The organism is uncultured Aquimarina sp., from assembly GCF_947500065.1.
Lineage (GTDB): Bacteria > Bacteroidota > Bacteroidia > Flavobacteriales > Flavobacteriaceae > Aquimarina.
This window is the reverse complement of record NZ_CANMQT010000012.1, coordinates 1-12,865: the sequence shown is the minus strand read 5'-3', so window position 1 is coordinate 12,865 and position 12,865 is coordinate 1. Positions and strand designations below refer to the sequence as shown.

The following is a 12,865-nucleotide window of genomic DNA, read 5'->3' as shown; positions in this document are numbered from 1 at the left end:
TTATTTGTCCCTTCTTAATATGTTGTCAAAATTACAACTTATAATGATTCATCAGCAATTTCTCATATACTTTATCCGGTAAAATTCGTTTTAAAACAATAGAAATTTTTTGCATAAACGCTCCTACTTTATAATGTACTTTTGGCTCAGAAATCTGTATAACTTTATACACTACTTTAGCCATTTCATCTGGATTCATACCTTCATCTACATGTTCATCCATCAATCTCAAAGACTCCCCATAGGTTTTTTCATAAGGAGATCCTTCTACGACAGGAGCATGATATCGTCCAGCAGCAATATTAGTGGCAAAATCACCGGGAGCAATGTTAGTCATCTTGATATTAAAGGACTTTAACTCCATTCTCCAAGCTTCAGTAGTCATTTCTAAAGCCGCTTTGGAAGCACTATAAATTCCTCTAAATGGCAACCCCATATATCCTGCAATGGAAGTAACATTAATAATTAAACCATCACCTTGCTTTCTCATTAATGGCAAAACAGCCTTAGTAACATTAATAGGTCCAAAATAATTGGTAGTAAAGTTTCTAATAATCTCTTCTTCGGGAATCTCTTCTAATGGTCCGGTAATACCAGCTCCAGCATTATTAATCAAAACATCTAACCTTCCATGTTTCTGATTTATAATCTTAACAGCAGATGCAATACTATCTTTATCAGCAACATCTAATTGTAGTAATGTAAACACATCAAAATCTGAAAAACGTGAAGGATTTCTACTTGTTCCGTAAACAGTATACCCCTTATTGGCTAGAAATATCCCTATAGATTTACCAATACCTGAGGAACCTCCGGTAATTAAAACGATTTTAGAATTTTGACTTGCATTCATGTCCGCAAATATACATTATGAATTATAAATTACGAGTCACGAATTACGAATTATGAAATGGAAATTAGCAATATTGAAGTGTGAACTAAGGTTTTAAAATATTTTTTTAAGGAAAGTATTGGGTACAAAAAAAGGCAAGCTACCTACATCACACCGCTACAACCGTTTACCTTTGCTGCGTTCCCGCCCTGGAGGATTCAACAGGAGCTAGTTGTGTAGGACTTGCCGCTGCAAAGATACAATCTTTAGTATATAAAACAATGATTTTTTAAACCCAATTAAAATAAATATCTTGCTCTAAATATAGCCAACATCATGAACAAACGTAACCTCTTCGTAATTATCACATTATGCCTTCTGTTTTTTTCTTGTGGAAGTAATGCGGATGCGAAAAAAAAATATTTTTCGATAAAAACGGATAATAATCAAACTAAATTTAAACTAGGTGAAACGGTAAAAGCTAGTATTATTAATGACAAAAAAATTGAAATTGATTCGGTAGTATTCTATCTGGGTGATCTTAAATCAAATGATAGTGGTGGATTTACCTATGAAGAGAAGCTTGATAACGAAAGATTAGGTAAACACCTTCTTAAAGCCATTGTATATTTTGAAGGCAAAGAAGAAGATATTTATAAAAAACTTACTTTCTTAAATAACACTCCTCCTAAATTATATAAGTATAAAATTATTGCAGAATATCCTCATGACCAAAATGCTTTTACACAAGGACTAGAATTTATGGGCGATACTCTTTATGAAAGTACAGGTAAAAATGGTATGTCTTCATTAAGAAAAGTCAATTATAAAACCGGAGAAGTACTTATTAAAAAAGATATAGACAGGAAGTATTTTGCAGAGGGCATTACTATCATTAATGACAATATCTTTCAATTAACCTGGCAATCTAAAGAAGGATTTATTTATAACCTAAATACATTAGAAAAAACTGGAAGCTTTGCTTACCATAAGAGTAAGGAAGGCTGGGGATTATGCAATGACGGAAAACAAGTTTATAAAAGCGATGGTACGGAGAAAATCTGGATATTAGATGCTGAGACATTGGCGGAAAAGTCCTTTATTGAAGTTACCACTAATAAGAAGGTAAAATCAAAGTTTAATGAGTTAGAGTGGATAGAAGGAAAAATTTATGCCAATACTTGGCAAAAAGATGGAATCGCTGTTATTAATCCTCAAAATGGTGCACTGGAAGCCGTTATCAACTTATCTGGTCTGCGAGAAAAAGTAACACAGCATTCGGACCTTGATGTTCTTAATGGTATTGCCTATAAAAAAGATACTAAGCAATTATTTGTAACCGGTAAGAATTGGGACAAACTTTTTGAAATTGAGATCATTAAGTAGTTTTTGACATGATTTGATCACCTACACATACCAATTCTTTTGTCACATCAGAATAAGTACATCGTTATTATTATAGACAGATAATAAACCGTACCTTTGCGGCTTATTTTGAATTATATGAACAAATTTGAAGCATTAGGCCTCAGTGAAGCCATTATTAAGGCGGTGGATGAAATGGGGTTTGAAACCCCTAGTGAAGTACAGGAAAAGGCGATCCCTATTTTGCTTGATGAAGATACCGATATTGTAGCATTAGCACAAACGGGAACAGGAAAAACCGCTGCATTTGGTTTTCCTCTTATTGAAAAAGTAGACAGTGATAGTAGAATTACGCAAGGATTGATATTATCTCCTACGCGTGAACTTTGTCTACAGATTACCAATGAACTAAAAAATTACTCTAAGTTCGTTAAAGGACTTCGTACAGTAGCTGTTTATGGAGGTGCCAGCATCCATGATCAATCTAAAGAAATCAAGCGAGGTGCTCAGATTATTGTTGCTACTCCAGGACGTATGCAGGATATGATCAATCGTAAGATGGTAGATATATCCAATATTGGCTATTGTGTACTTGATGAAGCAGATGAGATGCTTAATATGGGATTTTATGAGGATATCACTGCTATTTTATCTCATACTCCAGAAGACAAAAGCACTTGGTTATTCTCTGCTACTATGCCTAGAGAAGTTTCTACCATTGCAAAACGTTTTATGCATGACCCTGTAGAAATTACAGTTGGACATAAAAATACAGGATCAGAAAATGTATCTCACGAGTATTATGTAGTAAACTCAAGAGATCGTTATGCTGCTTTAAAAAGATTATCAGATGCTAATCCCGATATATTCTCAGTAATATTTTGTCGTACCAAAAGAGATACACAAAAAGTTGCAGAGAGCTTAATTGAAGATGGATATAATGCGGCAGCTTTACACGGAGATTTAAGTCAAAATCAACGTGATTTAGTAATGAAAAGCTTCAGGAATCGTCAGATTCAGATGCTAGTTGCAACCGATGTAGCTGCTCGTGGAATTGATGTAAATGATATTACACACGTAATTAACTATCAATTACCTGACGAGATCGAAACCTATACGCATAGAAGTGGAAGAACGGGACGTGCAGGGAAAAATGGTGTATCGATGGTAATTGTTTCTAAAAGTGAACTTAGAAAAATTAAGACCGTTGAGCGAATTATCAAAAAGAAATTCGAAGAAAAAGAAATCCCTAGTGGTGAAGAAATCTGCCAAGTACAGTTATTTCATTTAGCCAACGATATTGCAAAAGCAGAAATCGATCATGAAATAGATAGCTATTTACCTTCTATTAATGAGGTATTAAAAGATTTTTCTAAAGAAGAGTTAATCAAAAAATTCTTCTCCGTAGAATTTTCTCGTTTTCATAATTATTATAAGAAAGCGAAAGATCTTAATGCAGCAGGTGAAAGCAGAGGAGACTCCAGAAGAAGTGATGGTAGTACTCGTTATTTCATAAATATTGGTGAAAAAGATGGATTTGATTGGATGAGGTTAAAGGATTTCCTTAAAGAAACCTTAGATCTAGGTAGAGATGCCGTGAGTCGTGTAGACGTTAAAGAAAGTTTTTCTTTCTTTAATACAGATTCAGAGCATCAGGATAATATCCTAGCAATTTTTGAAGATTTTAAACTAGAAGGAAGAAAAGTAAATGTAGAAATCTCTAAAGATTCTGGTCGTAGCAGAGGTGGTGGTCGACGCGGAAGAGATAATAATGGAGGTGGTTTTAAAGGAAAACGAAGAAGCGATGGTTTTAAACCAAAAGGAAAAGGACGTCGTGATAATGATAGTGGTGGTGATCGCGGAGGTAGTGGAAGAAGAGACCGAAGAAAACGTAGTGATCGCAGATAATTTTTTCTGAATTAACGAAACTATATGATTTTTGGTACGATTTTTATGTTATGTTCGTATAAATAGATCGTCATATATAAGAGTTAATATAGAATTACTACTAAAAATAAGCTTTTGAGAAGAATATTAATATACATAATACTCATTACAGGCATTAGTACTTATGCCCAAGATACCACTTCAGAAACGGTTTCTGGAAAGGTACTTAATGCCTCTACTGATATAAAACTGCAAAATGTACATGTTGTAAACCTTAGTCAGGTAATCGGTACTATTACTAACCAAGAAGGTGATTTTGAAATTAAAGCTAAAGTAAACGACACCTTATATTTTACGTATATAGGCTATAAGCCTCTTAGAGTTAGAGTCACCAATGATTGGAAAAAATTTGGTGATGTAAAAATCAAAATGACTGAACTCGGTATTGCACTTGAAGAAGTTGTTGTGGCAGATGTGCAACTTACGGGATACTTAGAAATTGATGCTAAGAAAATTCCAGTATACAATAATTACAGGTATAGTATTTCTGGGTTAAATTCTGGATATGAAGGAGGAAGCAAACAACCAGGAGCTGTAAATAAAGTACTCGGAGCTATTTTTAACCCTGCAGATTTTTTATATAATATTTTCAGTAAGCGATCTAATGAATTACGCAAACTGAGAAAAATGAAAAAAGACGACGAAATTCGAAATCTTCTTGAAACGAAATTCGATAGAGCTACCTTAACAGCATTACTGCAGGTAGAACGCTTAGATATTGACGAAATACTTAGAAATTGTAATTACTCTGTTGATTTCATAAAATTTGCCAACGATTTACAAATTCTTGATGCCATTAGCGAGTGCTATGAAGAGTATAAAGTATTAGATAGAAAGTAATATATATATTATTATTTTGACGAGTGCAATGCAACTCTATTACCTTCAGAATCTATAAAATATGCCATGTACCCGTGATCTGGAGATATTTGTGTTTTATTTGATAACACCTCACCTCCTGCGGCTTCTACTCTACTAATTTCGTTAGTTACATCCTCACAAGAAAAATAAATCAGAACACCATCCTTACTAGGTTTATAATGGTCTCCTGCATCAATTAAGGTTCCGGTGGCAATACCAGATTCATTTTTATTAGGGAACCATCCCATTTGCAATCCATCCATTTTATGAAGACCGACTTCTATATCAAAAACCTTTTCATAAAAAGCTTTAGCACGATCCATATTTGTAACCGGAATTTCAAACCAAGTAACCATAGATTATATCTTAATAATTAATAAAGTATTAAGATACAATTTGTATTTAAAATTAAAAATGTATGCGTAAACAATCTCTAGCTAGTATGCATCAGCTAGAGAAACTAAAAGTAAGACTTCTTTTCTTTTAAGAAGTACTTGTTCTTTTATGGAAGATATCGTGAACTACTTCTGAAGGATAATTAATTACTGCTTTATTGGATTTAAAGCCTGTTTTCACTTGCTTTAAAAGCATTTTTACTTTGTTGGTAGGTGACTGTTTTTTGCTCATGACAAAGGTGTTTTTAGGGAGTTAAAACGTTTAGTCTTTATCAAATATAGGGAATTAATTTTTAAACTCTTTGATTTAAGCACATTAACCTTTTACGCGTAAACCGTTATCTATAAGTAAATTACAATTCAAAAAGAAGGTTAACAATTAGAATTTGTGGTTCATTATTCGTAATTCGTAATTAACTGTTTAGTATTTGTCACTTATTTTCTTCTTCATATCTCGCTATAATTTTTTTATGACTTTTAATCACTTTTTTAGCCCAATCTAATCTTTTTTCTAGTTTTTCCTCTTCGGATAACTGCCAGTCAGTATTTGAATTTCTAAGTAACGATGTAACGTGTTGTAAAATAATAGCTGCAGAAACAGAAATATTCAGACTTTCTGTAAATCCAACCATGGGAATATGCAATTTTGTATCTGCTGCATCCAGTACGGTATCACTTAATCCTTCCTGTTCTTGGCCGAAGAAAAACACTGAAGGTTTACTGATATCGAAATCTTTCAATTCTACCGAATCATCATGTGGTGTTGTTGCGACAATCTGATATCCTTTGTTTTTTAGAGAAGCAATACATTCTCTGGTAGTAGTATATCGATTAATATCCACCCATTTCTGAGCTCCCATAGCAATTTCGCGATCAATACGTTTCGCATTAATCTCCTCTATTACATGTACATTCTGAATACCAAAAACATCACAGCTCCTTATAACTGCACTAGTGTTATGCAATTGATACACATCTTCTACCGCCACCGTAAAGTAATTGGTACGTTGCTCAATTACTTTTTTATTCAAACCCTGTCGTCTTGGAGTGAGAAAAGATTCTAAATACGTTAACAGTTTATGATCTATCATAGACTGCTAAAATATAAAAGATTGATAATTTAGAAAGTAAAAATCATCTTGATCTTATACAATCAACATTTTTTTTTAGTTCTTCAAAATTAAAACATGAAAGTATTCATTAGGAATAATCGCTAAGCGGTTAACTTTTATGAAGATAGGACATACTGAATAAACCTATTCACTCTTGAAAAACATAGGATGAAATTTCGGTTAATAAGGAAGACCTCTCTGTCGTTACCCATACGCTTAGAGAGGTCTATACCGAAATAAGATCAAAAATTATTGTAAGAATTTGTTGCTTAACGTTTTTATTCCCATCGTCATATAAAAATAAAAAACATTGTCATTTTTGAAATTAAATCAGCTCCCATTAACAAATCATATTAAATTATTTTTTACATGGTTTTCTAATCGTGCTTATCTACATAATATTTTAGGATAAACATATTGATCTAAAAGTTTTATTATACATTATTCTAATAAAATAAACTCGCTTCTTCTGTTTTCTTGATGTTCTTTTTCATTACAGTTTACATTGTTGTCGCAAGTATTCACTAACGAAGATTCCCCATAACCTCTTCCTGAAAGTCTAGATCTATCTATACCACCTTTTTCTGTAATGTATTTAATAGTGCTTTTGGCACGACGTTCACTTAAATACATATTGTAATCGTCTGATGATCTACTATCTGTGTGAGAACGTACATCAACTTTCATTTGTGGATATTCTTTCATCACTGCAATAATTTTTTGCAATTCTACCTCTGCATCTTTTCTAATAAAAGACTTATCCAGATCAAAATAAATAATCTGTAGATCTAATACCTTTGCAAGATCATCACCTGGTTTTACGGTTTGTCCGCTTAACCCTCCTTTTCCTAATTGTAATGGTAGTTGGTGTGTATATTCTAGTGCTGTGTTTGTTTCCAAAGGAGCTTCTGTAGGACTATAACTTGTTTTTGTTCCTCTTACAATATATGTTGTTTCGCATGATACAGGAAATTTATATTTCCCTTTAGTATTTGTCGTAGTTCTTCCTAATTCCTGATTGTTACTATCAAATAACAAAACTTCAGTACCTGGAAGAATCTCTCTAGTATATGCATCTGTAACAGTACCTTCTACATATTGACCACAAGTAGTAATAAGGTCTTCTGTTTGTTTAAAACTATAAATATCGTCGTTGCCTTTTCCTCCATATCGATTGCTGGCAAAATACCCTATTCTAGTTTCTTCATTTAAAACAAAAGTAAAATCATCTTCTGAACTATTAACTGGTTTCCCTACATTAAATGGTTGCGAAAAACCTATAAAATCGGGTACGGCAACAAATATATCCAGACCACCTAATCCAACATGACCATCACTAGCAAAATACAATCTACCAGAATCACTTATATAAGGAAACGTCTCTCTACCTTCTGTATTGATCTTATCCCCAAGGTTTTTTGGGTATCCAAAACTACCGTCTTCATTTATATCTACAACATATAGATCTGACAATCCTTTACTATCAGGCATATCACTGGCAAAATATAACTTGGTACCATCTGCGCTCAAGGCAGGATGTGCTACAGAATATTCTTCACTATTAAATGGTAATTCTTCAATATTTGTCCATTTTTCACCATCTAATGTAGCTCGATATAACTTTAATAGAATCGTACCGTTAGTATCTGATCCCAATTTTTTTTTGGTAAAATTATTTCTAGTAAAATAAACGGTTTGCCCATCTTTGCTAAATGAAGTAGACGATTCATGGAACCTAGTATTGATCTTCCCTTTAACTTTTTTAGGCTGAGTTAAAGCATTTCTTTTTCCTATAATATCAGATGTATACAAATCTAAAAATGGCATTTCATTCCATTCATGTACTGTTTTCACCATGGAGTTTCCACCGCTTCGTGATGATGCAAATATCATCTGCCCTTGATTATTAAAACTTGGTGCATAATCAGAAAATTGAGAATTGATATATAACCTTTTCAAGGTATACTTTCCAGATTGCATTTCTATAAATCGAAGATAATCACGTGTACTAACAAAGTAGTCTGCTCGTTGATCATTTCCGGTTACTGTGTTAAACTTTTCCATGATCTTATCCGCTTCATTATAGCGTTCTACACTTTTTAAACTTTGAGAATATCTAAATAAATATTCAGGATCTAATTCTTCTGAATAACCACCTACTAATTCTTCATACCACTTAACAGATTCTTCTAGTTCTGCATTAAAATAATATGAATCTCCCAGTTTTTTGTATAAATCTGCGGATGCATATCCACTTTTTACTACATTCAAATAGATTTTACGAGCATCTACAAAAGCATATCTATCAAAGCTTTCGTCTGCTTTTTCTAAACGTTTTTCTTGAGCAGATAATGTACCGCATACGATGATACTTAAAGATATTTTTATAAAGTATTTTTTTAAGTTCATAATTGATCTTTTTATTTTTTCGTTTCCTTATAGACCTCAGTCATATTTTTGGAATGACAAAACGTATTTTATATTTATTGAGCTCTCTTCATTGTTTTGGATTCCGGCCTACGCTGGAATGACAATTATAGAAACCCCAAGTTTAAGACTTGAGCAATATTCTTAAAAGAACCTAGGTGTTAGCATTCTGTTATATTTTCTAAACAATTCAAAGCGTACTAGTACTTCATAACTTCCATCATTAAACTGAGTCCTTCCTAATCCTGTAGTTTCTTTATCATAAGCAAATCCGATCATCAGAGAATCAGAGATCTGAAATCCTGCCATCGCGCTAACAGCAGCACTCCATCTGTATCCAACACCCAATGTTAACTTATCATACAATAAGAAATTAGCGGATATATCTACTTGTAATGGTGCTCCAAACACTAGCTTACTTAATACTGCTGGTTTAAACTTTAGGTTATCGTTAAGGTCAAAAACATGACCTGCAATCAAATAATAGTTAACTCGTTCTTCTGCTATAAACGTAGCCGAGTTATTATTATTTATAGTAGACTCCTCATCAAAATGATCTGTTTCTAATAAATTAGGCGCACTTAATCCAAAATAAAATTTATTAGTATGATAGTAAATACCTACTCCAACATTAGGACTAAATTTATTATCTATATTATTTTCAAAATTAGGGTCATTAATATCAAATTGGCTAAGCCTTTGAAAATCTACATTTAAAAGATGTCCACCTGCTTTTAATCCGAAACTTAATTTTCCTCTATCAGAAGTTGGAATCGTATATGAAAAGTCTATATCAAAATAGGTTTCATTGGTTGGTCCGATTTCATCATTGACAATTGAAAGCCCTAGACCAACTCGATTATTTTCCCCAAAAGGAGTATTAAGGGACAATGTCTGTGTACGAGGTGCCCCATCTAGTCCTACCCATTGACTTCTATGCAAACCCGTTATACTCATAACACCTCTGCTACCTGCATATGCAGGATTTACACTGATTGTATTGTACATATACTGGGTATATTGAGCATCCTGCTGGGAATATCCCCTATGCTGGAAAGCGAGACTTAAAAGTACTGCAGTAATTAGTATGTATGCTTTTTTCATCAGCTCTAGTTTAGTATTTTTATTTATACCCGCGAGAATTTCACTCACGGGTATCTTGTTTTGATCGATTATTTATTGATGTATAAGTATCCCGCTCTATTTTTACGTTCTCCATTATCGAGAACATATTCCAGAACATAGTAGTACGTACCTACTGGTAATTCATCTTTTACTTCTATAGTGGTTCTTCCATTAGAAATCCCTCTAAAGAAATTATCATTTCTACCGTAGTTATCCGTACCAAATACTTTTACTCCCCAACGGTTATAAATTTCCAAAGTATTCTCCAGATTTTCTATTCCTCTAATTACCAATACATCATTTATACCATCTCCATTTGGTGTAATACCTGTAAAGATTTCAATTCCATCTTCTGCATTCGGATCAATTGGTCCGTTCGGGTCAAGATAATCAGGTATACCATCACCATCAGTATCAATGGCATCATCAGGATCTCCATCACCATCCGGATCTGGATTTTCATCTTCAGTCAATATACCATCACCATCATCGTCGGTATCTAAATAATCAGGGTCTCCATCACCATCTGTATCATCAGGTCCATTACCGTCTCCATCAGGATCAATCTCTTCATTAGTATCTACACCATCACCATCATCGTCGGTATCAAGATAATCCGGAATACCATCTCCGTCTGTATCCTGTGTATCTCCGGTATCAGGATCTCCATCACCATCTGGATCTGGGTTTTCATCTTCTGTTAGAATACCATCACCATCATCATCGGTATCAAGATAATCTGGAATACCATCTCCGTCAGAATCTTGAGTATCGCCTGTATCAGGGTCTCCATCACCATCTGGATCAGGATTTTCTTCAGCAGTATCAACACCATCACCATCATCATCCACATCTTGGAAATCATCAATTCCATCACCATCACTATCCTGAGGATCATAATTAACATCTCCTCCATCAGGATCATCCTGCACTACATCTGGAATTCCGTCATCTCCAAATGGTCCGTCTAATCTTCCATCTCCATCTAAATCCAGTTGTCCATGTCCTGATTCTACTACATCATTCACTCCATCTCCATCGGCGTCCAGATCTTGGCTATCGATGATTCCATCGCCATCGGTGTCAAGGTTTGGATCCCCGTTTTGTTCTTCAACATCAGTAATACCATCATTATCGTCATCCAGATCATCTACATTCGGGATTCCATCACCATCACTATCTAAGAAGCTTATAGTTGGATCATCAGGATCACCATCTCCATTTGGATCAACATCGGTAAGATTGTTAGGATCATCGGATGTTTCAGTAATCGTTTCTCCAAGTGGAGTAGTACCTTCTGCAATTGCTGAATTTATAACTTGTCCAGCTACTATATCTGCTTGTGTCACTACATGCTCTGCAGTTACGGTTGCGGTATTACCAGGAATCAGTGAAGCTATTGGTGAACCGGAAGTAATAGTGGCATTAGCATCTGTAACTACAATATTATTCATAGTTACATTTCCGGTATTAGTCACTACAATCGTATAGGTAATCACATCTCCTACAGCTATAAATTCTGGTTGATCTGCTACTTTAGTTACTCCAAGATCACCTAAAGGTGTTAAGTTAGTCGTAGTAATTGTAGCATCGTCAGGATCTGGTGTTGTAGGATCATCTGAAAGATCTGTAACCTGACTACCATCAGGAGCATCTCCAGTTACATCTGCCTGATTAATTACTACACCTGCATCCAAATCAGCTTGTGTGATCGTATGTGCCGCCGTGACCATAACACTAGCTCCTGAAGCCAGAGTAGGTATAACAGCTGGTGTGATACTTCCTATATCTGCATTTGCATCATTTACGACTACGTTAGTCAATGTTGTATTACCTGTATTAGTAACCGTCAACATATAAGTAATCACCTCGCCAACAGTATCGTAAGCTCCATCAGCCGGAGCGTCTTGCACTTTGGTCAACATTAGTTCCGGTGTTTGATCAACAACCGTTATTGTAGGATCATCCGGTGTTGGTGTATTAGGATCATCGGATGTAAGGTCCTCTATAGGCATTCCGTTCGGATCTTCAGAAGTTACTTGTGCGACATTGGTTACACTACCAGCATCTATATCAGCCTGTGTAATAATATGTGTCGCTGTAACCGTCACGGTCTCACCCGGATCGATACTGGTAACAGTGGATGGTGTGATCATGTCGGCGTTAGTATCTGTAATCACAACATTTGTTAAGGTTACGTTTCCATCATTGGTTACTTGTATCGTATAATTGATATTCTCTCCTACCGTATCATAAGAACCATCAGCCGGAGCATCTGTTGCCTTCGTGATACTGATTACTCCGTTAGCAGGAAGCGTAATTACTGTTGGATCATCTGGACTACCATCCGTATTAGGATCATTGTCTGTTGGATCATTAGGGTCATCGGATAGATCTATAACTGTAATCATATTAGGATCTAATCCACTTACCGTAGCTTGATTGGTATAACTACCTGAATCAATATCTGTCTGAGTAAGCGTATAAATTGCAGTATACGTAGTACTATCACTAGCTCCAGCTACTAAATCTATAGTAGTAGTTGGGGTAATAACCGCTCCTGGATCTGTTACACTGATCCCTGTCAAGTCTACATTCCCTGTATTCGTAATCACAAATGTATATGTGATATTTTCTCCAGCATCCGCAAAACCATTTGCATTAGTATCATCTAACGTTCCTGTCTTGGTAATATCCAGTAACGGTTGACTTAAGTCAGTTACTGTTGGATCATCTGGACTACCATCATTATCTGGATCAACATCAGTCGTGTTATCTGGATCATCAGAATCGTCTGTGAT

At 34.7% G+C, this 12,865-nt stretch carries 10 protein-coding genes and 1 other RNA gene; 3 read left to right on the top strand and 8 right to left on the bottom strand.

All coding sequences use genetic code 11. The features are described from left to right. Positions 1 to 31: 31 nt before the first annotated feature. Positions 32 to 853 (bottom strand): SDR family oxidoreductase, encoded by an 822-nt coding sequence (locus Q0975_RS23820; RefSeq protein WP_299441766.1) that lies wholly within the window; start codon positions 851 to 853, stop codon positions 32 to 34. 129 nt (positions 854 to 982) lie between these two features. Continuing rightward, an RNA gene (gene ffs, locus Q0975_RS23815) (signal recognition particle sRNA small type) lies at positions 983 to 1,081 on the bottom strand. A gap of 87 nt (positions 1,082 to 1,168) precedes the next feature. On the opposite strand from ffs, the gene Q0975_RS23810 reads away from it, so the two are divergent. From Q0975_RS23810 to Q0975_RS23800, 3 genes are all read left to right on the top strand, one after another. Beyond that, positions 1,169 to 2,218 carry a glutaminyl-peptide cyclotransferase gene (locus Q0975_RS23810; protein ID WP_299441763.1) on the top strand — a complete coding sequence of 350 codons (1,050 nt, stop codon included), beginning with the start codon at positions 1,169 to 1,171 and terminating at the stop codon, positions 2,216 to 2,218. A gap of 117 nt (positions 2,219 to 2,335) precedes the next feature. Next, on the top strand, positions 2,336 to 4,105 hold the full coding sequence (locus tag Q0975_RS23805; protein WP_299441761.1) for a DEAD/DEAH box helicase: 1,770 nt from the start codon (positions 2,336 to 2,338) through the stop codon (positions 4,103 to 4,105). 114 nt (positions 4,106 to 4,219) lie between these two features. After that, a complete protein-coding gene (locus Q0975_RS23800; RefSeq protein WP_299441758.1) occupies positions 4,220 to 4,984 on the top strand; it encodes a carboxypeptidase-like regulatory domain-containing protein in 765 nt (254 codons plus the stop codon). Positions 4,985 to 4,995: 11 nt separating this feature from the next. Here the strand turns inward: Q0975_RS23800 and Q0975_RS23795 are convergent, their stop codons facing one another. From Q0975_RS23795 to Q0975_RS23770, 6 genes are all read right to left on the bottom strand, one after another. Beyond that, positions 4,996 to 5,361, bottom strand: a complete 366-nt coding sequence (locus Q0975_RS23795; RefSeq protein WP_299441755.1) for a VOC family protein — start codon at positions 5,359 to 5,361, stop codon at positions 4,996 to 4,998. A gap of 127 nt (positions 5,362 to 5,488) precedes the next feature. Continuing rightward, entirely contained in the window at positions 5,489 to 5,632 is a 144-nt protein-coding gene (locus tag Q0975_RS23790; protein ID WP_299441753.1) for a hypothetical protein, read from the bottom strand. A 199-nt stretch (positions 5,633 to 5,831) separates the two neighbouring features. Beyond that, complete coding sequence (locus tag Q0975_RS23785) at positions 5,832 to 6,491, bottom strand: RNA methyltransferase (RefSeq protein ID WP_299441750.1); 660 nt, start codon at positions 6,489 to 6,491, stop codon at positions 5,832 to 5,834. A 462-nt stretch (positions 6,492 to 6,953) separates the two neighbouring features. Next, positions 6,954 to 8,921 carry an OmpA family protein gene (locus Q0975_RS23780; protein WP_299441747.1) on the bottom strand — a complete coding sequence of 656 codons (1,968 nt, stop codon included), beginning with the start codon at positions 8,919 to 8,921 and terminating at the stop codon, positions 6,954 to 6,956. Positions 8,922 to 9,083: 162 nt separating this feature from the next. Further along, positions 9,084 to 10,043: a type IX secretion system membrane protein PorP/SprF gene (locus Q0975_RS23775; protein ID WP_299441744.1), complete on the bottom strand. Its 960-nt coding sequence runs from the start codon at positions 10,041 to 10,043 to the stop codon at positions 9,084 to 9,086. Between the two features lie 68 nt (positions 10,044 to 10,111). Next, on the bottom strand, positions 10,112 to 12,865 hold a 2,754-nt coding region (locus Q0975_RS23770; protein WP_299441741.1), incomplete at its 5' end, for a gliding motility-associated C-terminal domain-containing protein.

Bases quoted from the DNA above. Each gene is read 5' to 3' on its own strand.
- Q0975_RS23795 (WP_299441755.1), bottom strand. From the start codon at position 5,361: ATGGTTACTTGGTTTGAAATTCCGGTTACAAATATGGATCGTGCTAAA.
- Q0975_RS23790 (WP_299441753.1), bottom strand. From the start codon at position 5,632: ATGAGCAAAAAACAGTCACCTACCAACAAAGTAAAAATGCTTTTAAAG.
- Q0975_RS23810 (WP_299441763.1), top strand. From the start codon at position 1,169: ATGAACAAACGTAACCTCTTCGTAATTATCACATTATGCCTTCTGTTT.
- Q0975_RS23780 (WP_299441747.1), bottom strand. From the start codon at position 8,921: ATGAACTTAAAAAAATACTTTATAAAAATATCTTTAAGTATCATCGTA.
- Q0975_RS23805 (WP_299441761.1), top strand. From the start codon at position 2,336: ATGAACAAATTTGAAGCATTAGGCCTCAGTGAAGCCATTATTAAGGCG.
- Q0975_RS23785 (WP_299441750.1), bottom strand. From the start codon at position 6,491: ATGATAGATCATAAACTGTTAACGTATTTAGAATCTTTTCTCACTCCA.
- Q0975_RS23820 (WP_299441766.1), bottom strand. From the start codon at position 853: ATGAATGCAAGTCAAAATTCTAAAATCGTTTTAATTACCGGAGGTTCC.
- Q0975_RS23775 (WP_299441744.1), bottom strand. From the start codon at position 10,043: ATGAAAAAAGCATACATACTAATTACTGCAGTACTTTTAAGTCTCGCT.